This is a genomic window from Corynebacterium sp., from assembly GCF_030532965.1.
GTDB lineage: Bacteria > Actinomycetota > Actinomycetes > Mycobacteriales > Mycobacteriaceae > Corynebacterium.
Genome location: NZ_JAUNKC010000009.1, coordinates 24,043 through 50,044, shown reverse-complemented (window position 1 = coordinate 50,044; position 26,002 = coordinate 24,043). Strand labels below are relative to the sequence as shown.

23 protein-coding genes are annotated in these 26,002 nt (G+C 54.6%); 15 read left to right on the top strand and 8 right to left on the bottom strand.

Annotated features, from left to right (window positions below; genetic code table 11):
• The first annotated feature begins 214 nt into the window (after positions 1-214).
• Together Q4D85_RS06135 and Q4D85_RS06130 are read left to right on the top strand one after the other, a co-directional pair.
• Positions 215-1,072, top strand: coding sequence for a chromosome condensation regulator (locus tag Q4D85_RS06135; RefSeq protein WP_303198991.1), 858 nt, complete (start codon positions 215-217; stop codon positions 1,070-1,072).
• Positions 1,073-1,182: 110 nt separating this feature from the next.
• The gene (locus Q4D85_RS06130) at positions 1,183-1,374 is read left to right on the top strand and encodes a hypothetical protein (protein WP_303198989.1); all 192 of its coding nucleotides are present in this window, start codon (positions 1,183-1,185) and stop codon (positions 1,372-1,374) included.
• 25 nt (positions 1,375-1,399) lie between these two features.
• Here the strand turns inward: Q4D85_RS06130 and Q4D85_RS06125 are convergent, their stop codons facing one another.
• Both Q4D85_RS06125 and Q4D85_RS06120 read right to left on the bottom strand, forming a co-directional pair.
• A complete protein-coding gene (locus Q4D85_RS06125) occupies positions 1,400-2,023 on the bottom strand; it encodes an SgcJ/EcaC family oxidoreductase (RefSeq protein WP_303198986.1) in 624 nt (207 codons plus the stop codon).
• Positions 2,001-2,372 carry a hypothetical protein gene (locus Q4D85_RS06120; RefSeq protein ID WP_303198983.1) on the bottom strand — a complete coding sequence of 124 codons (372 nt, stop codon included), beginning with the start codon at positions 2,370-2,372 and terminating at the stop codon, positions 2,001-2,003. Before Q4D85_RS06120 ends, Q4D85_RS06125 begins: the two co-directional genes overlap by 23 nt.
• Positions 2,373-2,590: 218 nt before the next feature.
• On the opposite strand from Q4D85_RS06120, the gene Q4D85_RS06115 reads away from it, so the two are divergent.
• Both Q4D85_RS06115 and Q4D85_RS06110 read left to right on the top strand, forming a co-directional pair.
• Positions 2,591-3,997, top strand: coding sequence for a DHA2 family efflux MFS transporter permease subunit (locus tag Q4D85_RS06115; RefSeq protein ID WP_303198981.1), 1,407 nt, complete (start codon positions 2,591-2,593; stop codon positions 3,995-3,997).
• Between the two features lie 219 nt (positions 3,998-4,216).
• The gene (locus tag Q4D85_RS06110) at positions 4,217-5,245 is read left to right on the top strand and encodes an ATP-dependent 6-phosphofructokinase (RefSeq protein WP_303198979.1); all 1,029 of its coding nucleotides are present in this window, start codon (positions 4,217-4,219) and stop codon (positions 5,243-5,245) included.
• A gap of 49 nt (positions 5,246-5,294) precedes the next feature.
• On the opposite strand, the gene Q4D85_RS06105 is transcribed toward Q4D85_RS06110, so the two are convergent.
• Positions 5,295-5,987 (bottom strand): DUF4241 domain-containing protein, encoded by a 693-nt coding sequence (locus Q4D85_RS06105; protein ID WP_303198978.1) that lies wholly within the window; start codon positions 5,985-5,987, stop codon positions 5,295-5,297.
• Between the two features lie 155 nt (positions 5,988-6,142).
• Between Q4D85_RS06105 and ald the strand changes: the two genes are divergently transcribed.
• From ald to Q4D85_RS06070, 7 genes are all read left to right on the top strand, one after another.
• Positions 6,143-7,261 carry an alanine dehydrogenase gene (gene ald / locus Q4D85_RS06100; RefSeq protein ID WP_303198977.1) on the top strand — a complete coding sequence of 373 codons (1,119 nt, stop codon included), beginning with the start codon at positions 6,143-6,145 and terminating at the stop codon, positions 7,259-7,261.
• A 255-nt stretch (positions 7,262-7,516) separates the two neighbouring features.
• Positions 7,517-8,119 (top strand): MptD family putative ECF transporter S component, encoded by a 603-nt coding sequence (locus tag Q4D85_RS06095; RefSeq protein WP_303198975.1) that lies wholly within the window; start codon positions 7,517-7,519, stop codon positions 8,117-8,119.
• Positions 8,120-8,168: 49 nt separating this feature from the next.
• Positions 8,169-8,957, top strand: coding sequence for an energy-coupling factor transporter transmembrane component T (locus Q4D85_RS06090; RefSeq protein WP_303198973.1), 789 nt, complete (start codon positions 8,169-8,171; stop codon positions 8,955-8,957).
• Complete coding sequence (locus Q4D85_RS06085) at positions 8,957-10,342, top strand: ABC transporter ATP-binding protein (RefSeq protein ID WP_303198971.1); 1,386 nt, start codon at positions 8,957-8,959, stop codon at positions 10,340-10,342. Before Q4D85_RS06090 ends, Q4D85_RS06085 begins: the two co-directional genes overlap by 1 nt.
• A gap of 124 nt (positions 10,343-10,466) precedes the next feature.
• On the top strand, positions 10,467-11,975 hold the full coding sequence (gatB, locus tag Q4D85_RS06080) for an Asp-tRNA(Asn)/Glu-tRNA(Gln) amidotransferase subunit GatB (RefSeq protein ID WP_303198970.1): 1,509 nt from the start codon (positions 10,467-10,469) through the stop codon (positions 11,973-11,975).
• 364 nt (positions 11,976-12,339) lie between these two features.
• Complete coding sequence (locus Q4D85_RS06075; protein ID WP_303198968.1) at positions 12,340-13,053, top strand: DUF3558 family protein; 714 nt, start codon at positions 12,340-12,342, stop codon at positions 13,051-13,053.
• A 2-nt stretch (positions 13,054-13,055) separates the two neighbouring features.
• A complete protein-coding gene (locus tag Q4D85_RS06070; protein WP_303198966.1) occupies positions 13,056-14,732 on the top strand; it encodes a hypothetical protein in 1,677 nt (558 codons plus the stop codon).
• 60 nt (positions 14,733-14,792) lie between these two features.
• Here Q4D85_RS06070 and Q4D85_RS06065 read toward each other — a convergent pair whose 3' ends face one another.
• A complete protein-coding gene (locus Q4D85_RS06065) occupies positions 14,793-15,503 on the bottom strand; it encodes a LysE/ArgO family amino acid transporter (protein ID WP_303198965.1) in 711 nt (236 codons plus the stop codon).
• Positions 15,504-15,573: 70 nt separating this feature from the next.
• On the opposite strand from Q4D85_RS06065, the gene Q4D85_RS06060 reads away from it, so the two are divergent.
• The 3 genes from Q4D85_RS06060 to Q4D85_RS06050 all read left to right on the top strand — a co-directional run bounded on the left by Q4D85_RS06060 (position 15,574) and on the right by Q4D85_RS06050 (position 18,087).
• The gene (locus Q4D85_RS06060) at positions 15,574-16,443 is read left to right on the top strand and encodes a LysR family transcriptional regulator ArgP (protein ID WP_303198963.1); all 870 of its coding nucleotides are present in this window, start codon (positions 15,574-15,576) and stop codon (positions 16,441-16,443) included.
• A gap of 15 nt (positions 16,444-16,458) precedes the next feature.
• On the top strand, positions 16,459-17,151 hold the full coding sequence (locus Q4D85_RS06055; RefSeq protein WP_303198962.1) for an HNH endonuclease family protein: 693 nt from the start codon (positions 16,459-16,461) through the stop codon (positions 17,149-17,151).
• A gap of 87 nt (positions 17,152-17,238) precedes the next feature.
• Complete coding sequence (locus tag Q4D85_RS06050) at positions 17,239-18,087, top strand: DoxX family protein (RefSeq protein WP_303198960.1); 849 nt, start codon at positions 17,239-17,241, stop codon at positions 18,085-18,087.
• Positions 18,088-18,189: 102 nt separating this feature from the next.
• Here the strand turns inward: Q4D85_RS06050 and Q4D85_RS06045 are convergent, their stop codons facing one another.
• The 4 genes from Q4D85_RS06045 to Q4D85_RS06030 all read right to left on the bottom strand — a co-directional run bounded on the left by Q4D85_RS06045 (position 18,190) and on the right by Q4D85_RS06030 (position 23,671).
• The gene (locus tag Q4D85_RS06045; protein WP_303198958.1) at positions 18,190-19,455 is read right to left on the bottom strand and encodes a glycosyltransferase family 87 protein; all 1,266 of its coding nucleotides are present in this window, start codon (positions 19,453-19,455) and stop codon (positions 18,190-18,192) included.
• An 84-nt stretch (positions 19,456-19,539) separates the two neighbouring features.
• The gene (ilvD, locus tag Q4D85_RS06040) at positions 19,540-21,381 is read right to left on the bottom strand and encodes a dihydroxy-acid dehydratase (RefSeq protein ID WP_303198956.1); all 1,842 of its coding nucleotides are present in this window, start codon (positions 21,379-21,381) and stop codon (positions 19,540-19,542) included.
• An 82-nt stretch (positions 21,382-21,463) separates the two neighbouring features.
• Positions 21,464-21,997 carry a PH domain-containing protein gene (locus tag Q4D85_RS06035; RefSeq protein WP_303198954.1) on the bottom strand — a complete coding sequence of 178 codons (534 nt, stop codon included), beginning with the start codon at positions 21,995-21,997 and terminating at the stop codon, positions 21,464-21,466.
• A gap of 129 nt (positions 21,998-22,126) precedes the next feature.
• On the bottom strand, positions 22,127-23,671 hold the full coding sequence (locus tag Q4D85_RS06030) for a mechanosensitive ion channel family protein (RefSeq protein WP_303198952.1): 1,545 nt from the start codon (positions 23,669-23,671) through the stop codon (positions 22,127-22,129).
• Between the two features lie 462 nt (positions 23,672-24,133).
• Here Q4D85_RS06030 and Q4D85_RS06025 point away from each other — a divergent pair, with 462 nt between their 5' ends.
• Positions 24,134-25,990 carry an acetolactate synthase large subunit gene (locus tag Q4D85_RS06025; protein WP_368502273.1) on the top strand — a complete coding sequence of 619 codons (1,857 nt, stop codon included), beginning with the start codon at positions 24,134-24,136 and terminating at the stop codon, positions 25,988-25,990.
• Positions 25,991-26,002: the final 12 nt, after the last annotated feature.

Genomic DNA, 26,002 nt, shown 5'->3' with positions numbered 1-26,002 from the left:
ATAGGCGTAACCTATGTCGCCGCACGATTGGCACCCGGTAGCCACCTATAAAAGAATCTGGAAGGATTCTTCACCACACTACGGTTTTGTCTCATTCCACCAACCATGACTGCACTCTGCGCGAAGCGGAACCACGCGTTACTCTGCGCGAAGCGGTACCACGCGGTCTGGAAACTCCGTGCACTTTCGCGCCTCTAGGGTAGGTTTGGTTGCGATGTATCAGCGTAATTACCGCCCACTTATCGCCGCCGGTAATCGGCATTCAGTTGCTGCGCGTGTCGACGGCACCGTTCTTGGCGCTGGCAACGCAACGGCTGGCGAACTTGAAATTGCCCACTGGTCCGACGTTATTGCTGTATCTGCGGGCAATGTGCACCCGGCACCGAATACCGGTAAAACGCACACGGTTGCTCTGCGTACCGACGGAACCGTCGTGGCAACCGGGTGGAATGCTCACGGCCAATGCGAGGTCGCCGACTGGGAAAATGTTGTGGGCATATCCACGGGTTGGCGGCACACTCTCGGGCTGGTAGCGGACGGGACTGTGCGCGCGGCAGGGCGGACGAACGAAGGGGCATGCGATGTGCAGGGGTGGCGGGACGTGGTGGGGATTGCGTGTGGCGATTGGCATTCGGTGGCGGTGAAAGCGGATGGAACCGCCGTTGCGGTCGGTAATAATCGACGTGGACAGTGTGACGTCGCGTGTTGGGAGGGGCTGGTGGCAGTCGCCGCAGGTTACCTGTTTACCGCTGGCTTAAGGTGTGATGGCAGCGTGGTAGTTTCCCATAGGGGGACAGGGGAGTTAAATGGTGTGTGTCAGTGGCACGACATAGTTGCGATAGATGCTGGTAGTAACCATATCGTCGGATTAGATTCCGCCGGGCGTGTCAACGCAGTTGGTGATAATCGCTGCGGGCAGTGCAACGTTAATCGCTGGACGAACGTGGTGATGGTTGCTGCGGGTGCTTCACACACGCTCGGCCTTTGCGCGGACGGCACCGTCGTCTACGCAGGTGACAATTCGCACGGCCAATGCGAAGTAGCATCCTGGCGGTTATTCGATGAAAGGTAACGAACGAAGCCTTATAGCCCACACCAGATTCGACCGTCGTATCCGGGGATTGCGGAGCTAAAAAACGAGGCTTTTTGCAGCGTAAGGATCACAAATGTCCGGTTGAAGCGGTGGCAGCAAGTGCACTTTTACTACCGCTTTTCGACGCCGACCGATTGGCACCTGGTGGCGTCGAAAAGCTCAGCGCCAGGAATCAGTGTCGGTACGTACTGAAAACCTGGCAACCGTTGCACGATAGCGTGATGGAAAACATGAAATACCGGGGTGGAAAAACACCACCCCGGTATTTGTCGGATCCGTAATTAGCCTTGCAGCAACATTACTGGATCATTTCTCCGGCATTGCGGAGGAATGATGGCTGGAGATCTTCCATTGGTTGCCATCCCACTTATATGTGTAGGTAAATCGCGCCGCAGTGGAAGTACCATCTTCGTATTTGAAGGTGTACAAACCGGAATCAGTCGCGGTATTGCAACCGCGAGTTGTCCAGCGCTGATCGATCGTTCCCACCGGCTTCTTTTCAAGGAAGTGTACGAAGTAGTCTTCCTTTTCTGGTTCGGTAAACCGAAGCTTATTGGAAACCGTGGGGAGCAAAATGGAATCCTCACCATAAAGATCCGCGACCTTGGCTGCGTCGCCGGTCTGCAAAGCTGCATTCCAGGTGTCAAAGAGCCCGGTAATGTCCGAGTCTTCCGCGACTACGCAGTTTTCGCCTTTGAGATCGGGTTGAGGCGATCCCGTTGTGCCGGTTGCGGCAGGCAAGTTGGTGTCTGCACCTTCTTCTGGCATGGCGGAGGAGTGGTGAGTTGTGATCTTCCATTCGCCGTCTTCCAAGCCATAAATAAAGGTGTACCGAGCTGGTACTTTGCTGCCGTCGGCGTAGGTGAAGGTGTAGGTTCCGGCATCAATTGCTTGGTTGCAGTCAATCTCAATCCAGCGTTCGTTGATCACACCGGTTGGTTTCTTTATCAAGCCAGTGCGCGAAATAGTCTTCTTTTTCAGCGGCAGTGGTGCGCACTTGATTAGAAACGGTTGGAAGGAGCACGGACTCACTGGCGTAGTTTTCGACGACCTTCTTAGGGTCGCCGCTTTCCAAGTCGGCATTCCATTGATCAAAAAGGGCGGCAATGTCAGTCTCAGTGGTGGTTTCGCATGAATCGTTTTCGTTTCCGCCCATTCCAGCCGTCGTGGTGGCGTTAGGGCTGCTGCTGGCGGCGGAGTCGACTGTGCTGGTTTCGCTGCAACCTGCAAGGAGGAGGGAGAAACCTGCGATACAACCAACGATATACTTCGTCTTCATATAGTGTCCTTTCGGAAACGGATAAGATTAGGCGCATCCTATGGGGACAATAGGTGCTAATAGGTTAAGTGTATAGCGGAGCTGCTGGGATTTTGACGGATTCGGGAAGACTTTGAGCAGATGTGCGTAAGCCGACGATTCGGTTGACGCTTTTCGACGATCGCGGGTTCCGGTGCGCTGTGTTTTCCGTGCGAATACTAAGGCGTACAATCACTGCAATGACAAACCGCGCACTGCCACCTTCTGTAAGCGAAACTCATGCATGGAAAGCGCTAGGCGCCTTGTGTATCGGGTTTTTTATGATCCTGCTGGATCAAACCGTCGTGGCGGTTGCTACTCCACAGTTTCAAACCCAGCTTAACGCAACGCTGAACCAAGTAGTGTGGGTAACCAGCATTTACCTGCTATTTTTCGCAGTTCCGCTCTTAGTCTCCGGGCGACTAGGCGACAGGTTTGGTCAGCGAAATGTGTATCTCATTGGGCTGACGTTGTTCACGTTAAGCTCCCTCGCATGCGGACTATCGCCAACCGTTGAAGTGCTGATTCTCGCCCGCGCGATGCAAGGGCTAGGTGGTGCGCTGATGGGGCCACAAACCATGAGCGTGGTAAATAAACTCTTTGCCCGAAACCGCCGCGGTGCGGCTATGGGGGTGTGGGGCGCGGTTGCTGGTTTGGCCTCGCTATTAGGTCCGATCCTTGGCGGCCTGATAGTGGGCACCATCGGTTGGCAATGGGTGTTCTTTATCAATGTGCCGTTAGGCGCACTGTCCTTCATCCTCGTGTACCGTTGGGTTCCCACATTTGAGCTGACTACTGGAAGGCTGGATTTCCTCAGCGTGGTGGTATCCATCATTGCCATGAGCGCAATTGTCTTCGCCGTGCAGCAAGGCCCGGAACTTGGCTGGCCGACCTGGATGTGGGGGCTGTTGATACTGGGCATAGTCCTCATTGGCTTGTTCATTTGGTTGCAAAAAACAGCAGAGAACCGTGGGTCGGCGGCATTGATTCCGCTGTCGATTTTTAGCATCAAAAACTTCTCCTTGGGTGCGTTTTCCATCTCCGCGATGGGATTCGCCATTGGCGGTGTGATGTTGCCGATCATGCTGTTCTTGCAAGAAGGCCACGGGTTATCCGCCGAACAAGCCGGGTTCATGCTGGTACCTATGGCGGTTCTCTCCGGCGGCTTGGCTCCTTGGGTCGGTAAACAATCAGACCGAATGCACCCCCGCGTGCTGTCGACGATCGGTTTCGGCTGCATGCTGCTTGCCGCCATTTCCCTTGTAGTGGTCATGCGCGACGGGGTGAATATGTGGTGGATTCTGCTGCCGATAGTGCTCCTCGGTTTTGGCAACGGTTTTGTGTGGTCGCCTAATTCAGCCACCAGCCTGCGGGATCTGCCGATCCATCAGATCGGCGCGGCCTCAGGCGTCTACAACACCACTCGCCAACTGGGGTCGGTGCTGGGGGCCGCGGCCGTCGGTGCTGCGATGCAAGTTGGTGTGGCTAGCACCGATTACGCCACGGCTATGGGAAACTCGATCATCGTTATCGCGGTCGTGTTATTTGCCGGTTTGGTTGCAGTGTCCCGCTTTGACAATAAGGTGCACACCCGAGAAGCGTCGTAAAGCACACGCAATCAAGTGGTGGCGCCGACGAATCAACGCCACCGAAGAACGAACATAGAAAATCGCAATAAAAATAATGTCCGATTGTGGCCCTGCAATCTGGGTGCGAGAAAACTCACAGTGGGATTTGGGAAGATTTCCGAAAAACTCCTTGTCAGTGACTTGAGATTGGAATTTCCGATCGGGCAAAGCAAAAGAAAGTGGACTAGGATTTAACTCATGCGTATTGCCACACTGACCTCCGGTGGTGACTGCCCCGGCTTGAATGCTGTTATCCGCGGAATCGTCCGCACCGCAACTGAATATGGTTCCACAGTGGTGGGTTACCAGGACGGTTGGGTCGGTTTGATGGATGATCGCCGCACCCAACTCTACGATGACGAAAGCATCGACCGCATCTTGCTTCGCGGTGGCACCATCTTGGGTACGGGGCGGTTGCATCCAGACAGATTCAAAAATGGCCTGGAAGAAATCAAAGAGAACCTGGCGGACGCCGGAATCGATGCCCTCATTCCGATTGGCGGTGAAGGTACTCTCAAAGGCGCGAAATGGCTGGCAGACAACGGTATTCCAGTAGTTGGCGTGCCTAAAACCATTGATAACGACGTCAATGGTACCGACTACACCTTCGGTTTCGACACCGCTGTATCCGTCGCCACCGATGCGATCGACCGGCTCCACACCACCGCCGAATCCCACAACCGAGTGATGATCGTCGAGGTCATGGGCCGCCATGTGGGCTGGATTGCACTGCACGCCGGAATGGCAGGCGGTGCGCACTACATCGTGATCCCCGAAGCTCCATTCGATATTGCTGAAATTTGTAAAGCGATGGAACGCCGTTTCCAGATGGGGGAGAAATACGGCATCATCGTTGTCGCCGAAGGCGCCTTGCCGAAGCCCGGCACGATGGATTTCGCGGAAGGTGAAGTCGACCAATTTGGGCACCAAGTATTTAACGGAATTGGCCAGGTCATCGGCGAGGAAATCAAACGGCGACTGGGGCACGACGTGCGTACTACCGTTTTAGGTCACATCCAGCGTGGCGGAACCCCGACCGCATTCGACCGGGTGCTGGCCACCCGATACGGCGTGCATGCAGCGCGGGCTTGCCACAATGGCGATTTTGGCAAGTGCGTGGCGCTGCGTGGCGAGCACATTGAACTCATCGACCTTGAGGAGGCCGTCGGTAAGCTTAAGACTGTATCTCCTGGGCGGTATCGCACCGCTCAGGCGTTGTTCGGATAGCAGCCGACTCACCTGTAACCCCCGAACCAAGATTCGGGGGTTACTCATTTTACGGAGCAGGTGAATCGACGATTTCAAGGTCGATGTGGTAGCTGACTAGTTCCCCCTCCGCGCTGAATCCGGCCAGTACCGGATAGAAACCATCACCCCAACCAGAGTGACTCAGCACCACGTTTTCGTTTCCTGAGACAAAGGGCAGCGGAATATTGGCAAGCCCTGCCTTAAAATGATCGGGACTATCCATGAGCGCGAACCAGCAATCAGGTGTGTCGTTATCGATGAAGTCCTCGTCGAAATTGATCCCGTTTTCCTGGCAGTGCTTGGTAACCGTTTTGGCTGCTGTGCTATCGACGAAAGCTACAGTGCCAGCATCAACGCCTACTCCGAAAACCACCTCATGGTCATCGTCGTCTTCATCTAGTTCTTGTGGATCAGCATTTGTTGGAATGGCATCCGCATAACGAACTGCAGGATCCGGGCTGAAGACGACGCTGAGGTACGCTTCACGCAAATGGGGATTTTCCTCTTCGGTTATATGCGCGATGGTGACGAATACATCAAATTCGCCGTTGGGGGCGGGAAAATGAAGTGATTCTCCCAGCGATACAAATGGATCGCAGGCCTCAATGCTGCCAGAGGTTATTGTCAATTTTCCGAGGGGAGTGCGGGTTAGCCGGTAGGTTTCACCATCGGATGAATCAGTGGCGCGTTCAGCGTACGCAAAGCAAGATCGTTCGGTCATAACTGTCAAAGATAACGTAGTCTGTAGCGCGGTTCTTTAAAAAACTGTGGGAAATAACACCTTAAGAAAGAACTAGATATTTCATAGCGCGGTGTTGGGCCAAAGGGATAGAATCGCAGCTAAAATCCGTACCACGCCAGCTAGGAGAATTCCCCATGATTATTGGCTGCCCCAAAGAAATCAAAACTAACGAGGCTCGGGTCGCGCTCACGCCCGCTGGGGTGCGCGAACTCGTGAAAAACGGCCACGAGGTGTTGATTGAGAAGAATGCGGGGCTCGCCTCGGGATTTGATGATTCCACGTATGAAAGTGCTGGCGCCCACCTTATACCGGATGCCACAGAGGTGTGGCAGCGCGCCGATCTGGTTGTAAAAGTCAAGGAGCCGCAAGAATCAGAATTTGCTTTGATGCGCCCAGACCTGCTCCTTTTTACCTATCTGCATCTTGCTGCGGAGCCATCCGTTGCCGATGCGCTTCTGCAACGTCAGGTCACCGCGATCGCCTATGAGACGGTGACTGGCGATCATGGGTTGCCGCTTCTGGCACCGATGAGTGAAGTGGCGGGCAAGCTTGCGACTCAGGTCGGCGCCTATCATCTCATGAGCCCCATGAGCGGTTCAGGAATCCTTTTAGGCGGGGTTCCTGGGACGCTGCCAGCCCAGGTGGTTGTGATTGGTGCGGGAATTGCAGGTGAAAACGCAGCTAAGGTGGCATTGGGGATGGGCGCCAAGGTGATCATCGTCGACATTAATCTCCAGCGGTTGCGTCAGCTTGCGTCGCAGTATGGTCCGCAGCTTAAAACTCTGGCTTCCAATGAATTCAATATCGCTGCGGCGGTGAAAGATGCTGATTTGGTAATCGGCTCTGTTCTTATCCCGGGTGCCGCTGCGCCGAAATTGGTTACTAAAGACATGATTTCCGCGATGCGAGATGGATCGGTGCTCGTTGACATCGCCATTGACCAGGGCGGATGTTTCGAGGGATCGCATCCCACCACCCATGCCGACCCGATTTTTGAAATCGACGGCAAGCGTCTTTATTGCGTGGCCAACATGCCGGGTGCGGTGCCTCGTACCTCTACCGAAGCGCTCACCAACGCCACCCTGCCGTATCTTCTCCAGATCGCTAACCGTGGTTGGCGCGACGCGCTCGCCGTCGACCCGCATTTGGCGCACGGTCTCAATATTCACGGTGGTCGCGTGACTCACCCTGAGGTTGCCGAAGCGCTGGGGGTGGAGAATACTCCAATCGGTGAGGTTCTTCGTATGAACTGATACTGCCAACGTGTCGTGGCGCATGCTGTCTTCCGTGTGGGAGGTGCAGGACAGGAGACGGATGCTGACAGTTTCCAAGTTAGCTTTATGTAGCCGCATGCAGGAGTGCTGTGAATACCCCTTAGTTCGGGGTATTCGCTTTTAAAGGGTGGCAATTGTGGATAAAAACCTTGACCGATAAGGCGAGCGCTACTAAAACTGATTGTGGTTCATAATTAACTAAGCCATGCCTTATGTGGAAGAAGGTGGGTGGGCATGTCCACTGCTCGCGCTAATTCGATCGTCCATCCTCGAAACCTCGTAGTAGCCGGAGTTTTCTCCTGCGTGTATTTCGTGGTGATGTTTGCCTCCGGCTTCTTGGGGGTTTTCACGCCAGCCATGATGTTTGTCGGCGGTGTGATCGGCATTCTGATAAACAGCATGGTCATCATGCTGTATCTGGCAAAAGTTCCATGCTTCGGCGCATTCACCATTCTTGGGGCAGTGCTGGGGTTAGGCATGGTCGTTACCGGGCACGTGTGGTTTACCGTCATCGTGTCCATAATTCTAGGGGTGATCGCCGATTCCATCGCGTATGCAGGAAAATACCGCAAAGCCGTATTGAACTCCTTAGGCTTTGCGGTTTTCAACCTCTGGACGCTCGCGCCGCTAGCACCCATTTTCTATAACGCTGATGAGTATTTCCGTTATGTCGCCGAGTCGATGGATTCCGTTGATTACGCTGAGACGATGCGAAACCTTTTCACACCAACGGTGATTATCGTCTGGACCTGCATAGCGTTCGTTATCACGTTTCTCGCTGGCCTTATGGGAATGCGGGTGCTGGCTAAGCACTTCAGTCGGGCGGGTGTTGTGTAACGACACAGATCGGAAAAGCAACGTATACCGACTCGCTTTAAGGAATGCCATGTCCGAACCATCTCGGTTTCCAACTCGATCGAAAGTGGAAAATCTACCTGCTGAAACTTATGGCATTGCGATGTTTGGCGGGACTGGGGATAGCGGGCGGCTGGGTATCGACCCGCGAACCAAATTGCTTTTTCTTGTTGTCTGTAATGTGCTTTTGCTGGGTATTGGTTCTGGCCCCGTGGTTCTTCCGATCGTTGCGACGGTTGCGGTTCTTCTTGCACTAGATTTTGGGGCTCGCCGGGCGGCTAGGTTCATCGGCGTTATCGCGGCATTTTATGTCCTGCTATTTTTACCACAATGGTGGGATAGTTGGGCAGCTGCCGCTTTAGCGGGTTTCGGGTTTTACGGAATGCGGTTTTACACCAGCATTATGCTGGCGTTGTGGGTGATTGGTAGCACCAAGATCAGTCACTTCACGGAGACGTTTTACGCGTTGCGGTTGCCCAAAACGCTGATCATTCCGCTGACAGTCATGTTTCGATTCTTCCCGGTAGTGGTCTCAGAATTTGGTGGTGTTATTGAAGCGATGAAGCTTCGCGGCTTCACTGGTTGGCGGTTGATTCTGCGCCCGATCCGGTTTGCGGAATACATCATCGTTCCGACGCTTTCCGCCATTGCCCGGATCGGCGATGAGCTTGCAGCCGCCGCCCTTATCCGTGGGCTCGGTGCACCCGGCCGTCCAACCCGGATGCGCACGGCTTCGGTTTCGCTTTTCGACGCCGCCCTGGTTCTCATCACGGTACTGTTCGTTATTATTCGCGTCGCATCGGTACGAGGTTCAGCCTGATGAATCCCTCTCATCCAGTCACCATTGATCACGTAACTTTGCGGTATCCGGCATCGAACGACGAAATCCTCACCGATTTTTCGTTCCAACCAGCCCCGGGCAGCGTTACATTGATCTGTGGTGCCAGCGGCAGCGGTAAATCCTCGGTTCTACGGCTGATCAACGGCCTTATCCCGCATTTTCACAGCGCGGAATACTCAGGCGCAGTCACAGTTGCGGGCAATGATATTTCCACTACCGAACTGCATACATGCGGCAAGCTATGCGCGACTGTATTCCAAAACCCCAAAACGCAGTTTTTCACCACTGAAGTTGATTCCGAATTGGCCTTTGCCAACCAGAATTTCCAAGTGCCTGCTGCCGAAATCGCTCGCCGAAGTGCGGAGGCATTAGCGGGCATAGGAATCACGGAACTTGCAGGACGGAGCCTCAATCAGCTCTCTGGTGGACAACTGCAGAAGGTCGCCTGCGCTCAAGCTCTTGCTCAGAACACACCACTAGTACTATTCGACGAGCCCACCTCCAACCTCGATGCCAAAGCCATCGACGATTTCACCACGGTAGTCGCACAACTAAAAGCGGACGGAAAGACCGTAATCATCGCCGAACACCGCCTCTATTTTCTACGCGGACTGGTTGATGAGGTGATCGTGTTGGATCACGGCCGCATCGCACACCGCTTCAGCGGCGCTGAGTTTTTCGAATTATCTCAGCAAAAAGTGCATGAAATGGGGCTACGCTCGCTAACCCGACCCGTGCTGACCGAAGCCATGCCGACGACCCCAGCCACGATGCAACCTGGACACGTCGAAAAGCACACGGAGGCTGACGTGATAGTCGAAAACCTCAAGGTTATATTCGGTAATCGGCGCGTGCTCGATATTGGGCACATGTGGTTCCCGGCGGGGCAAGTCACGGCAATTATCGGTCCGAACGGTGCCGGTAAAACCACTTTGGCGCGGACGTTAGTTGGCCTTAAGAAACCGCAACGCGGCTCTGTGATTCATGGCGCGGCATCATCCTTTCTTGTCATGCAGGACGTGCACCGGCAGTTGTTTACCGAATCCGTTGAAGCCGAGGCACCACACGGATTCCTCGCGCGCCTCGACCTGGATCACCTTGCCGACCGCCACCCATTATCGCTATCTGGCGGGCAGAAACAACGACTGGTCTGCGCCACCGCGTTGAGCCTGGGCGCGCATGTGGTTATCTTCGATGAGCCTACCTCGGGCGTGGATTATCGACATCTGCGGGCGATTGCACAATTGCTGAAAGAGCTAGCTGGGGAGGGCAAAGTGGTGATAGTTATCAGTCACGATATTGAATTTCTCAATCATTGTGCCGACCAGATAGTCGAGCTTGTCCCAGTCAGCCCCCAGCCATAGGTGCGAGCAACCTTCCGAAGCTGTGATCGGGACGCGGACGGGCGACCGTTTAAGCCACTAAGTGGGAAACGGGTTATTTGTTCAAATCCTAAAAATCAGTTTGTTAACGGTATAGTTTTTGGGTATGACAGCAGCTTTTGATGAATTGATGGACTACGGCGAGGTTTTAGAAAAATTCGAGCCAGTAATGGGCATGGAAGTCCATGTTGAGCTTGCAACCGAAACCAAAATGTTCTCCGCTTCCTCCGCCCACTTCGGCGCGGAACCAAATTCCAACGTTGACCCAGTTTCGCTGGGGCTGCCTGGCGCATTACCAGTGGTCAACGCAAAAGGAGTGGAATGGGCCATCAAAATCGGACTAGCGCTTAACTGCACAATCGCGGAATCCTCCCGGTTTGCCCGCAAAAACTATTTCTACCCGGACCAACCAAAGAACTACCAGATTTCGCAGTACGACGAGCCTATCGCATACGACGGCTACCTTGATGTCGTGCTGGAAGACGGCACACCATGGCGGGTGGAAATCGAACGCGCCCACATGGAAGAGGACACCGGAAAACTCACCCACTTAGGTGGTGCTGATGGCCGAATTCATGGCGCTACCTCCTCCTTGGTGGACTGCAACCGAGCTGGTGTCCCACTGATTGAGATCGTGACCAAGCCAATCATCGGTGCCGGTGAACGCGCCCCAGAGGTAGCAAAAGCCTATGTCTCTGCACTTCGCGACCTTGTGAAAGCACTGGGTGTTTCCGACGCACGGATGGATCAAGGCTCCATGCGCGTCGATTCCAATGTGTCGTTGAAGCCCATTGGTGCCACCGAATTTGGCACCCGAACGGAAACCAAAAACATCAACTCCCTTAAGTCTGTCGAGCAGGCAGTTCGGTTCGAAATGCAACGGCAAGCCCGAGTCATTGAGGACGGTGGTGAGATCATTCAAGAAACCCGTCACTACCATGAGACTGACGGCACCACCACCTCTGGTCGTATCAAAGAGACGGCTGAGGACTATCGTTACTTCAACGACCCCGACCTGCCGCCGGTGATCGCGCCGAAAGAATGGGTGGAAGAAATCCGGGCAACACTTCCGGAGCTGCCGTGGGTGCGTAAAGCTCGACTGCAAAAAGAGTGGGGGCTTACTGACCTTGAAATGCGCGACCTGGTTAACGCCGGTGCGTTGGACGTTATCATCGCCACCATTGAAGCAGGCACCACCTCCGGTGAAGCACGTTCCTGGTGGGTCTCCTACCTCTCTCAGAAGGCGAAAGAATCAGGCGTTGACCTTGAGGCGCTGCACATTACTCCGCAGCAGGTTGCTCGGGTAGTTTCGCTCATTAATGAAGGGAAACTTACCAATAAACTCGCCCGCCAAGCTGTCGATGGCGTGCTTGCGGACGAAGGCGATGTGGACGAAGTCATCGCCGCCCGCGGTCTTGAAGTCGTGCGCGACGACGGGGCCATCGAAGCAGCTGTCGACGAAGCCCTGGCTGCAAACCCAGACATCGTGGCGAAGTACAAGGCCGGTAACACCAAAGTTGTTGGCGCTATCGTCGGCCAGGTCATGAAAGCCACCCGTGGCAAGGCTGACCCCGGTCAGGTCAACCAGCTGATCGCTAAGAAGCTCAATTCTTAAAACAACCTCCATACACGAAGCGACATGGGAACGTTTTACTACCCATGTCGCTTTTTCGTGCATAAACAACCCCCATCCAATCAAACTTGTCGACGCCGCCAGTGCGGCACCTGGGTTGGGGCTGTTGTGCTGGTTTTCTGGAAGTCGGGGATTGTGGGCGGTCGCCTGGTTCTTTCCTGGGGTTTTAGTGCTGGGTGGGTGGAATCTCCGACGTGATGAATTACGTGGGTGCTTGTCGACGCCGCCAGGGTGGCGGTGGTTTACCCGTTTGGGGGTGGCGGTATTTTTTATGGAACCGGTTGGGGTGATGAGTGAGTCTAACTGTATAGAGCACGTTGTCTATATGGTTTTACACTGGTTGTCAGTGGCGTTGAAAGGCGGTTTTGAGGAAATGGTCAAGAAAATGTCAATGCATGCCAGGACTGTCCCTAATCAGATGACGGCTCATTCAGCGCACCGCGTCTTGATAGCAACTGTGGTGTGTTGTGTCTTTCTGCTTTCTGGCTGCGGGTTATCTACACCTTTTGCTCAGTACTTGGCTGCCAAAAACCAGTCGCAATCCCAACAACAACCAGCGTCATCGCAGGCGGATCAACCGAAAACGCTCGGTGAGGTGTTGGAAGCGGGTACTGGAACGTTTGATCCGAATGATCCAAACTTCTCTCTTTTCAATCCGTGCACGGAGATCACCGAAAAGCAATTTGAACAATTAGGTCAAAAAGTTTGGGATGTGTCTGTGGTATCTCACGAAAACTACAATAATTGTGGGTTATTGGAAATCACTCCTGACTTAGGTACCGTGGGCTTTTCTATAGGCGCTGATCTAATTACCTATGACTTTTTAGAGTCTTCGGGTTTAATTCGTGATGAGCCTGGTCTTGTTCTTCCTGAGGGCATGTATGTTCACACGTATCCGGATGAATCGGATGAGTTGTCATGCACCATTGCGGTTTCGACGAATCGTGGACGGCTTAGCATTGATGGGATGGGAAATCGACTCATGTCTGGGATAACTCGGCATGAGGTGTGTCAGCAAGCAGTGGACAAATTTCAAGAGTTCCTCAATTTGAAAGGTTAGTTATGTCCATGCTGATTGATTCATCATCGTTCAGACATGCATTTGGTGAAATCGAATCCGCTTTAAATAATGTCTTTCTTATCAGTCGTACGGCATCTCGTTCCAGCATTAATGGTGCGTTTTCGTCGTTGTCGGGTTTGCGTGAGTTGGGTGTGAATCATGCTCAGGTGATTCAGGGTGGGGCTGGTAGTGCTCGTGATGTGTTGGCGAGTTTCCGGGATTTGGTTGAGTGGTTGGGGATGAATCTCCGGTTGAATCATATGGCGTTTACTGGTCATGATCTCGCGTTATCGCGTGGGTTGGATACTGCTGATTCGGGTGGGACGTTTGAGCATGATGTAGCGGAGTTTGCGTCGAAACCGGCGGCGTCGTTTGCGGATTTCCCATTCCTGCCACCTACCCCGGTTCCATCAGTGTCGTTGGAAACGTTAGTCGCACAACTGGGGGCGACACAGTCGGGTCAAGCCGCCCAAGCTGCGGCGGACTGGCAATCAATGGCCACCCAGGCTACGAGTATCGCTACACAACTAGAAGGTATTGCATCCGAGTTGTCGTCGCAGAATCAGGGGATTGCGGCGTTGCGGGCTACCGCGGGGATGAAGGCTACTGCGGCGAAAGCGTCGTATTTCGCGGCGAATGCTACGGAGATGGCTCGGTCGGTGGGGGTGTTGTCGACGATTGCTCCGCATTTTCATACTCAGGCATCTCAAGCGTTGTCTGCGTTGCAGACTATTGCGAACCCTGCGGAAAAAGAAGCAGCAGAGAAGTTGTATCTGACAGCATTTCATGGGGTGTATAGCGGTGCGTTATCCCAAGCAGTACCAGTGATTCGGAATTTGATGATTGATAACAGTGCTGGTGTTGGTGGTGGTAGTGCCGCAATCGGGTCGGATTCTACTGGCGCACCGCCCTCACCTGCGACGAGTACGCTTCATCCTGTGGGGATGGGGACACAGGCCGCATCGACTGCGACTCTTCCAACTACTGGTGGGGTGGGTGCACCGGCAGCACCGGCACCGGGTATGCCACCGATCACCGGGCTTCCTACAGGAGCAGGACCGGGTGGTTCCGGTGTGTCAGCACATGCGCCGGTATTTAGTGGACTGACACCCGGTGTGTCTGGTGGTCGGGGCGGTATCAGTGGTGGGAGTGTTCCCGCGTCTGGTGGGCTCCGGCACGGGCACTCCGCTACCAGTGGTGGTCGTAGTAACACTGGTGCCGGTATGAGTGGGATCGGTGGTTACGGTATGGCCGGTGGGGCAGGTTCAGCTGGCATGCGAAGCGGAACCGGTGGTGCTGGTGGTCGTGCATTCGGTGCTGGTGGTGGTGCTGGCCGTGGATTCGGTAGTGGTATGGGTACTGGTGGTGGGGTTGGTGCGGCACCGAAAACCCCACATGGAACCGGCAACGGCAGCAGTGTGGGAAACAGTGCTGGCGCAGGCGGTGTGAAGTCAGCCGCTGGTGCTGGTGGTGCAAATAGTGGCGGGCGTGCTGGTACCCCGATGGTTGGGGCACCGATTGGTGGGCAGAACAATAACAATAATGAGAATCAGCGTAAGCGGAAGAAGCCGATACGGGGTATTACCGCGAGTGTTGAACGAGACGCCAACCTCAAAGCGCTGTTGGGCGAACAACCCAAAGTAATCCCAGGTGTCATCGGAAGCTGGGTACGAGAATAGAGAAACGCCCATATTCGAAAAGCGTTTGGCTGTGAATATGGGCGTTAGTTTTTGTCATTGTTAGTGCATGAGTAAGCGGATGCACATCATCACCATGATGCAGCCGATGGCGAAGTTAATGAAGCGCCAGGCCTGGGGTTGGCTGAGAACCGTCGAAAAGCGGGTGGATCCATAACCAAGCAGCGGAAACCAGGTCATGGAAGCCAAAAGTGCGCCAGCGGCAAAAAGCCACCGACCGGAAGTGCCATACTGATTCGCCATGCCGCCGAGCATGATGACCGCATCAATATAGGCAGCGGGGTTAAGCCACGTGAAGGCCAATGCGGCGAGAACCGGTTTGAGCCAGGTGCGGGTGGTGGTTTGCACCTGAGGCAGGGCTTGAGTAGTGGTTTTGGTGGTCACTGAGCCACCCGATGAGTGCCCGAAGTCGGAGTCGGAGGGTGATACAGCGTGCGGGGAGGTCTCAGATTCCACGGTGAGAGCGTCAGCATCTTTTTTAAATGCGTCGCGGAAACAGGAGAAACCGAACCAAGCCAGGTAGGCGGCACCAAGCCACTTTAAAATGACCAAGGCGATGGGGGCGCGTTCAATAAGCTCACCAACCCCGGCGGTGCCGCCAAGGATCAATAGAATGTCGCTGAGCATGCAGACAGCCAATACCGCCACGACTGCTTCGCGTTTGATACCTTGTTTGATGATTAACGCGTTTTGAGGGCCGATAGCGACGATAAGAGAGATTCCGAGAAGGAAACCAGCGATCACGATGCTCATGTGGACAAGTGTCCCGCGGCTAATGGATTAAGTAAAATTACGTTTTGTTACGGTAGGTTAGAATAGCTTCATGAACCCGATTCACCTGCAAACTCTTCTCGCTATCGTCGATGAAGGCAGCTTTGAAGATGCTGCCCTCACATTGGGGGTCTCACCGTCGGCGGTTAGCCAACGCATCAAAGCACTGGAAAAAGAAACTGGCCGGGTGCTTTTAAGACGAGGTGCGCCAGTGACCGCCACCGAGGCAGGGGAGGTGTTGGTGCAAGCAGCCCGCCGCATGGCGTTATTGCAGGCAGAAACGTTAGCGACGTTGCGGGGGCGTATTGCACGAGTTCCACTATCGGTTGTGGTTAATGCAGACTCTTTGGCAACATGGTTTTCCCGGGTGCTTGCCGACGTCGCAAGCTGGGATACCGCAACGTTGACGTTACGGATCGAGGACGAATCCCATTCGCTTAACCTGTTACGAAGCGGGGATGTACTTGGGGCGGTTACCCGCGAGAAAAATCCCGTCTCAGGTTGCGAATCCATCGAACTAGGGCACATGAGGTATGTGTCCGTGGCAAACCCGTGGTTACTTGATCGCTACACTACCCGTGGTCAGATCGATTGGGCGAAAATGCCTGCCTTGCGGTTTGGTCCACGTGACGCGCTCCAAGATGAAGATTTAAAGGGGCGGGTCGATGAAATTCCACATAATCGTCGAATTTCGCAGATTCCCTCCGCCGAGGCATTCGTGGAGGCAACCCGGGTGGGATTGGGGTGGTCGTTTTTGCCGCTGCAACAGGCACAACCGCTACTTGAATCAGGTGAAATAACGCGCTTAGATGACACTGTGCTGGAAGTGCCGTTGTATTGGCAGCGGTGGCGTTTGGAATCGCCAGCACTGGAACGGTTAACCGCAGCTGTGATTGAGGCATCTGAATCATTGCGGTACTAAAGCCTGGACGGAAACGTGAAACGAACATTTGTAATCATTCTTTTCGCCTGTAGCTTTCTGGCGACAAGCTGCGCAGTTGTGGCCGACCACATGGCTACGCAGCTGCCGGAGGCGTCGACAAGCGATGGCAGCACTGATCCGTATATCGCGATGTTGCACGGCTTGCCGGGGCGAACATTCGACCCAAATATCCCTGAGTATAACCGCCAGGCGTTCGGGCAGCGGTGGAGCGATGACGTGTCGGTTGAAGGCGGACACAATGGTTGTGATACCCGCAACGACACCCTTGCTCGGGATTTAACTGAGGTGGCTTTCAAACCAGGAACCCGAGATTGCGTGGTTGTAAGCGGGGTGTTGGCCGATCCTTATACCGGTGCGACCATACATTTTGTGCGCGGCAACGGCACCAGCGAGGAAGTGCCGATCGACCATGTCGTTGCGCTTGCCGACGCCTGGTATGCCGGGGCTTATTTGTGGGATGAGCCCCGGCGGCAAGACTTCGCCAATGATCCGGTGAATCTTCAAGCGACCACTAAGGATGCTAATCGCGCTAAAAGCGCCAAAACTGCAGATACGTGGTTACCGCCAAATCCGGATTACCACTGCGACTATGCGCGCAGGCAGATCGACATAAAATCCCGATACTACTTGGCAGTCACAGACGCAGAGCGGTTCGCGTTGGAGCAAGCATTGGGCAGTTGTTTATAAGTTAAAACTAAAAATTATGGAGATTGTGTGGTCGCGTAGGCGTGGCTGAACCAGCACCGCCTAGAAACTCACCTACGCTTATGAAGTATGAGCGAGAACACACGACCAGACCAAGCTTCCGGATTTGACGACGACATTCCGGCTTTTTCCGACAATGGCAGTCAGGCCGCCACATCGGCGACCAATGTATACAACAAAGCCGGTCGGGCGGCACCGCAATCAATCGCGGCTTCAGAATCGCAAACTGAAGTATTCGTGCAACCATCGGCTGAAGAAACAGTCGTGCTAGATACCCCGCAACCGGCAAAACCAGTCCGCTATGAGGAACCAGCCTTCATTGAAGAGCCACTAGCGGCTGCCCCCGTTGCTGAGCCAGCCATCGACACCACCCCGGTGTACACCGAGCAACCAGTTGCAGGCGTTAAACGCGGCACGACCGACTTCGGCATCTTCATCGTGCGAATCGTGCTGGCGCTGTATCTACTTGCGGAATCGATCTCAACATTCTTCCAATTGGGTCGTTCGCCTGGACTTAATGGGTTAGAGAAAGAATTTGCCTCCTACGCGCTGCCCGAGATCCTTGCGATTGCGGTGCCAACGATGCAATTGGCCGCAGGCGTATTCCTGCTATTGGGCCTGGTGACCCCAGTGGCTGCGGCAATTGCAACCGTGGTTACCACTTTCATGGCAATTCATGCGGTCAATACCGCCGACTCCTTTAACATTCTAAACCCCACCGATTCGGTGTGGTTGGGGCTGATCCTGATGGGCATTTCGGTAGCGGTGCAGTTCACCGGTCCGGGTCGTATTTCCTTCGACACAACCCGCAGCTGGGCAACCAGGCCATTGGTTTCCTCTTGGCTTTTTGCGATTATCGGTGTGGCTGGTGCCGTTGCCTTGTGGTGGTTTGGCGCTGGCGTGAATCCGCTGAATTAACAACAACGGGAAAATTTTCAGCCACAGTAAGTAAAGTTTTACTGCTGTGGCTTTTTCGTGCTTGGAAGCGGCTACCGCTTGCAAACTGGTATCTTTGTTCTGCTATGCCAGAACCCGTGACCGGATGTGGCTCATTTTCGGTATCGCTATCGTCATCATGATTGTCAGGATGATTGCCCAGAAGAAATAATCATCCATAAACAACTTCATATACAGAATCTGCTGGAAGTCTTGATCACCTTTCGGATCGCCTAACCACCAATGCGGCGGAATGGTGAGCGTGAAAAAGCTCAACACTGCACCGAACCACAATACGGTGGTATTGCGCAGCGAGGCGGCGTAATACAAAACCACCAGAAGCCACAGCGGCAGCCACACCCAATGGTGCGACCACGAAATAGGGGAGATAAGCAGCATAAGAGCAGAATTCGCCAGCGCCGCTTCAAAGAACAGATTGTGCTTCAAAAGCCGCGAAATTACCAGGAAAAACGCTGCGATTGTGAGAATAATCAGCACGAACCAGAGGATATTGATCGTTGAGGTGGCGTTATTGGCCGCCTCATTCGACGGCCACAATCGGGTGATAACTCCCTTAATCGACTGGTTGGAAATATAAGCGACATTAACCCCGATCTTGGAGTTATCGTTCATCACGAAAATCGCATGGGTATAAAAATCCCAGGTCTCTTTCGCATTATGGAGCGCCCCGATGCCGGTTGCGACGGCACCACCGACAACCGCCGCCGCAATTGCCCGCCAGTCTTTCTTGAGCAAGAACACGAACAGCATGACAACGGGGGTCAGCTTGATCGCTGCGGCAACGCCGATGAGCCACCCCTGCGGAAGTCGCCGGTTACGCGGCACGATGTCCAAAAACACCAGCGCCAACAGCCACATATTGATCTGCCCGAAAGAGGCATTGTGGCGCAGCGGTTCCGCGAGCAAACAGAACCCCCAACCCCATGAGGCAAGAAGTAACGCACGATTTGACTGAGGGAAGAGATACTGGGCCAAAAACCACACGCACAGCAGCATCAAAAGCGAAGAAATGCCGACCATCGCGTAGCCCGCAGCATCGGGGCTGAGCAGTGTGAATGGGCTAAGAAGTAACGCGGCAAACGGCGGGTAGATGAACGGCAGCATGAGATCGTAGGCCGGAAACGGCTGATCGTAAAGACTGCCGCCATCAAGATACGCCTGTGCGCCAGCTCGATAGACGATCATGTCGATATGACCGGAAGTACCGAAGGTTTGCCACACCATGATCACGGTAGAAACCACGAAACCAAGCCCGACGAGTGCCCGAACCAGTGTTGGTCGGGTAGAAAGAGTTTCACTAATGCGGTCGAGGTAGGTATTTGCTGTCACAACTATTGATTCCTTGTGTTGGTGATTGGTGTGGGCGTCGAAAAGCACAGGTTGACGGCACCGCAAGCGAAACGTCGCGCCACGCTAATCAACCTGGCGCACGGCACCTTTATCTGCACTCGTAGCCATTTTTGCATAAGCGCGCAGGGCTTTCGAGACTACCCGGTCACGGTTAACCGGGGTCCACGGATGCGGCCGCGCGGCCATTGCTTTTCGACGCCGATCGAGCTCCTCCTCATCGACGTTCAAATTCAAGACCCTATCCTTGACTGAGATGGTGATCGAATCACCATTCTCAATCAGGCCGATAACGCCCTCATGCGCGGCCTCCGGCGAGACGTGACCGATGGACAAACCGGAAGTGCCGCCCGAGAACCGGCCGTCGGTAATCAGAGCACAAACCTTTCCAAGCCCGGCACCCTTTAAGAACGATGTCGGATGCAGCATTTCCTGCATACCAGGGCCGCCGGCGGGGCCTTCATAACGAATGACCACAACTTCGCCCGGCTGAACCTCACGTTTGAGAATCGTCGACACCGCTTCTTCTTGGGATTCACACACTCGGGCCGGGCCGGTGAATTCCCACAGCTCCTCGTCGACGCCTGCGGTTTTGAGCACCGAACCGTCGGGGGAGATATTGCCCCGCAAAATAACCAAACCACCATTTTCGGAATACGCGTGGGCTATATCGTGAATGCATCCGTTTTCCACATCCAGATCCAACGACTCCCACCGAGTAGACTGACTAAACGGTTCAGTGGTACGCACCCCGCCCGGCGCGGCGTGGAATAGTTCGATGGCTTTGTCGATAGCTTTACCACCCCGGATGTCCCAGTCGTTGAGCCAACCATCGACAGTGTCGTAGGCGACGGTGTGCACCGACTCGTCCAGCATTCCGGCGCGGCGCAGTTCGCCCAAGATTGCGGGTATGCCGCCTGCCCGGTGTACGTCTTCGATGTGATAGGTGCCGTTCGGGGCCACCTTAGAGATGCACGGAATCTTATGGGAGAGTTCGTCGATATCGGAGAGATCGAAATCGATTTCGCCTTCCTGGGCGGCAGCCAGGGTGTGCAAGATGGTGTTGGTGGAACCGCCCATTGCCATGTCTAAGGCCATTGCGTTTCGGAATGCTGCTTTGGTGGCAACGCTGCGGGGCAGTACTGACTCATCGCCTTCGCCGTAATAGCGGGCGCACATATCCATGATCATTTCGCCTGCCTGAATAAACAGGTCTTTGCGGGCGGTATGGGTGGCGAGCGTGGTGCCGTTGCCGGGTAGGGAGAGCCCTAAGGCTTCGGTGAGGCAGTTCATGGAGTTGGCGGTGAACATGCCGGAACAGGAACCGCAGGTGGGGCAGGCGGACTCTTCAATGGTGGCGAGGTCCGCATCGGATACTGCGTCTGACGCGGATGCGGTGATGGCGGTGATCAGGTCGGTGGGGGCGTGTGCTACGCCGTCGACTGCCACAACTTTTCCTGCTTCCATGGGGCCGCCGGAGACGAAAATGGCGGGAATGTTGAGGCGCAGTGCCGCATTGAGCATGCCGGGGGTGATCTTGTCACAGTTGGAGATGCACACCATGGCGTCGGCTGTGTGGGCGTTGACCATGTATTCCACCGAGTCGGCGATGATTTCGCGGGATGGCAGGGAATACAACATGCCGCCGTGGCCCATGGCGATGCCGTCGTCGACGGCGATGGTGTTGAATTCTTTGGGCACACCACCCGCTTCGCGAACTGCGTTTGCCACAATGTCTCCCACATTTTTCAGGTGAACGTGGCCGGGAACAAATTGGGTGTAGGAGTTAACGATGGCAACGATTGGTTTGCCAAATTCGTGTTCTTTGGTGCCGGTAGCCCGCCATAGGGCGCGGGCACCTGAAGCATTGCGGCCGACGGTGGTGATGCGGGAACGGAGCGGGATCATAACAGTCTTCTTTGCAAAAAGTTAGGCGGGTTGGTTGGAAACGAAACTATGAGGGTGAAGCGTTTGAATTTTAGCAAGCAGGTTAGTCGTTGGTGTGACGCTCGGAATCGGTGTTGTCGTGCTGAGCCTCATACTCTTCTTTGGAGATGAGGACCTGGCGGCCGTCTTTGTGGACAATCACTACTTTTTCGTTGGCAGCCATGCGCCCCTGGGTAAGGGCGTCGGGGATTCGGCCAGCAGATGCGGCTTCCAGCTGGGGAAGCGAGTTGAAGCTCACGCCAGGCAAGGTGAGCTTGGTGTCGTTGGTGGTTTGTACGAACGCGGTGGAGCGGGCGAAGCCGATTCCTGAGATGTTGTCCCAGTCGACATGCTGCGCGGCTTTGAACGCATAGTGGGCGGTTATCCCAGATTCGTCGACCACGGTGCAGGATTTGAGCACCCAGTAGATGAAAATCAAGGGCAACAGTGGCAGCCAGAAAAGGAACTTTGGTAATGCTCCAACGACTAGCAACATGATGCAGGACATGATGACCGCCGCCAAGATGTGGGTGCGGTCTGGTTTGAATTCTGCAGCAGGTGTGGCGGAGCTGGCAGTATCGTCACTGGGAATGCTCATGAAAATTCATAGTAGTTCAATGCCTTTGTGGAAGGGAACACGGGTTTCGCCCGTTGTCGCTAAAACTCATAGCCGCACAAACCTTCCGCGCCTACTGCGGGTGGCTGCTTGGTGTAACTGCTGTGGTGGTTATGGTGCAGACTGGGGTTCCTCGGTGAGGGGCGGTTCGACATCGATGCCGGTTTCGGGATTGGTGTCTGATGATGGTGCTGGTTCAACGGCCTGTGGGGAAGCAGATTCCTGGACTTGTGGTTCTGCCTGCGGATTGGTTTCGGTTGCGCCTGGTGCAACGGATGGTTGCGTTGTTGGGGATTCTGACACAGCTGGGCTGGATTGAGTGCTGGTGGCTTCGGTTTCGGATACCGGCATTGATTCGGCCTCGGTTTCCGGGGCGGTAGCACTTGGTGGGACGGCGTTAGTTGAGCGCGGTGTTGCTGTAGGGGGTGCTAACCAACCAGTTGCCTCCGTGCCTTCGGGGCTTAAGGTGAGACCTTTGAGAATAAGGATGACCACAATCGCCGCGAGCAGGATGGTGGTTGAAACCCGGGTTCGGCCGCCCACGCTGAAAAATCGTTCCCAACCAGTGACTTTTTCTTCTTGTAATGAAGGTGGCTTTTCTTGGTCGTTAAACGTGCCGGTGGGTTCTGTGACGGCTGGGTCGTCTTCGACGAGTAATCCTCGCTCGGTTTGGGATTCCGCTGCGGCGGGACTGAGGGTTCCTTCCGTGGTTTGTTTTTCCGGTTGTGGTGGTGGTGTTGCAGGCATTCGGGTGGTCGCCGGTAATTCCGCCATTGGGGTGGTGGCAGCCGAAAGGGTGGGTGAGGTTTCTACAGTTGTACTGTATTCCTCCCAGAATTCGTCGATAAGCTTCACCCGGATGGCGCGTTCGACTAGCCACTGGCTGCCGGGTTTAACCTGGGCTAAGAACCGCATGTCGATGCTCCACGGCATTCCCAGCGTGGTCGGGGCGGTGATGCCAACAGCGGGGTGCACCGCCAGTGGGCCAAGGACTACTTCGGCCACTTTGGGTTCCGTGAGGGCGCGGTTAGCTGCGGCTGTAGATCGCTCAATGGTGTCGCTTACCGACGCGGTGTGGGTGAGCGGGATGGGCATAACGACGACTGCGGAGGACCAATGGTTGGAGTTGTTGATCGACACCCCAGCCTTGGAATTCGGAATGATGACGGTCTCTTCAGCTAACGTGCGTATTCGAGTCGCCCGCATGGTGATTTGGATGACGGTGCCTTCAATATTGGTGGCCCCGCCTTCAAAGCGAACCCAGTCTCCGACTCCGTATTGTTTTTCACTTAAGATAAAGAACCCCGCAAGGAAATCGGCAATGATCGATTGTGCGCCTAAACCGATAGCGGCTGAGGCGGCAGTTGCGGGGATGGCGGCACCTGCTAGAGAGAACCCTAGCGCCTTGAGCATAAAGACGAAGACGACGAAATAGGAGATGATCTGGGCGATGTAGACAACTACACCGGCGAATGCCAATTGTGTTTTGGAGTCCGCTTCCGTTTCCGCCACGAATTTGTTGGTGATGAAATACATCGCCAATCTTCCAGCGCGGGGGATCAAAAATGCGATCACGATCAATAACGCGAGCGAGAGCCCGGTGTCAATGACCCACGACCATAATGAAATCGCAATATAAGAAAGCGGCATAATCATCGAGCATAATCGTCTAGGTGCTGTGGTGGCACGCAGGGAAAGCTGGTTCACATTTTTGGTTGCGAAACTATGCGGCTGAGGAAATAAAAATAAAAGATTTGCTTGGTTCCTGGTTCCGAAACGGGGGAGATTTTGCATAGGGAAACCGGAGGAAAAACCCAGACAGATCCCTGTGCCGGGGGTAGGATTGTTACCTGGTGTGCCTAGCGCTGTACTATGTGACGCTATGAACATTATTCGACTTGTACTCGTGGTAACCGGCGCGGCGCCTGCCGTAGCGGCTTCATAGTTCAAGTCGAATCGTCAAGCGCCCTCCTTCACACCACAAGTGTAGAAGCGAGGGTTTTTGTTTTAACGGTTCAACCTACCAAGGGTTTTCATCTTCGCTTCTTTTCGCACCTATTGATAAGGCGTGAGGATGGGAAACTGCGAATGCCATATTCGCAGCAAGTTTCATAACAGATAGTCAAGGAGTTAGAAGTCGTGGCAGCTTCCTTACGTCCCACTCCCGCTACGATGGCAAACCGTAGCCAAAAGGCACAGGCGCAACGCATGAATGGTGCCGAGGCCATCGTCCGGTCATTAGAAAACCTTGGTACCGATTTGGTCTTTGGGTTGCCAGGCGGCGCGGTTCTACCGCTGTACGAGGCGTTGTATTCCTCCACGAAACTGCGTCACGTATTGGTTCGGCATGAACAAGGTGCAGGTCACGCTGCCACCGGGTATGCCCAGGTGTCCGGCAAGGTTGGTGTGTGTATCGCTACCTCGGGCCCAGGCGCGACGAATCTTGTTACCCCGATTGCCGATGCCCATCTTGATTCAGTGCCGTTAGTTGCCATCACCGGTCAGGTGGGTCGGCACATGTTGGGCACTGATGCCTTCCAAGAAGCAGACATCCGCGGTATCACCATGCCGGTGACCAAGCATAACTTCATGGTGACCTCACCGGAGCAGATTCCGCAGGCGATCGCTGAGGCCTTCCACCTGGCTTCCACCGGGCGACCGGGACCGGTGCTGGTGGATATTCCGAAAGACATTCAGGCGGCGGAGATGGATTTCGTCTGGCCGCCAAAGATTGACTTGCCTGGCTATCGTCCCGTGACGGTTCCGCACAACCGTCCAATTGAGCAAGCGGTAAAACTGATCGCCGAGTCCAAGCGTCCGGTTTTGTACATCGGCGGCGGTGTAATTAAAGCCGATGCATCGGAACAATTAAAGGCTTTTGCCGAGCACACCGGCATCCCAGTCGTTACCACGCTCATGGCGCTTGGGTCGTTCCCGGATTCCCACCCGCTTCACATGGGTATGCCAGGCATGCACGGCACTGTTCCTGCGGTTGGTGCGATGCAGGGCAGCGATTTGTTGATCACCATCGGCGCGCGTTTCGACGATCGTGTCACCGGTGACACGTCCTCGTTTGCGCCGTTGGCAAAGGTTATTCATGCGGATATTGACCCGGCTGAAATTGGGAAAATCCGTGCGGTAGATGTCCCTATCGTTGGTGACGCAAAGGAAGTGTTGTCCGCGTTGTTCACCGAGTTCAAAGCGAAAGTACCTGGTGGGGTGAACATCTCAGAGTGGATGGCGCACCTGAATGACCTCAAAGAACGATTCCCCCGGGGATACCAGATCACCGATGATGGGCTGTTGGAACCCCAGCATGTGATTCAGTCCCTGTCGCGTCTTGCTGGCCCTGATGCTATTTACTGCGCTGGGGTGGGACAACACCAGATGTGGTCCGCCCAATTCATTGACTTTGAAAAGCCACGCACCTGGCTGAATTCCGGCGGACTGGGCACCATGGGCTACGCGGTGCCAGCGGCGCTGGGTGCCAAAGCGGCAGCGCCAGAGAAGGAAGTTTGGGCGATCGATGGCGACGGGTGTTTCCAGATGACCAACCAGGAGCTCACCACGGCAGCGGTGGAGGGTTTTCCGATCAAGGTGGCGTTAATCAACAACGGCAACTTGGGGATGGTGCGGCAGTGGCAAACGCTGTTCTACGACGGACACTATTCCAATACTAAGCTGCGGGAACAGACAGAATATATGCCCGATTTCATTGGGCTTGCCGAAGCTCAAGGGTGCGTTGCATTCCGGGTGACGAAGGAAGAAGAGATCGAACCAACGATCCAAAAGGCGCGCGAGATTAACGATCGCCCTGTGGTCATCGACTTCATTGTGGGGCAAGATGCCCAGGTGTGGCCGATGGTTGCGGCGGGTCACTCCAATTCCGATATCCAATACGCCAGGGGATTGCGGCCATTATTTGAAACAGATTCGTGCCCGACTGAGCAAGAACTGCTCCACAATCAAGACTGATGTGAGTTACCG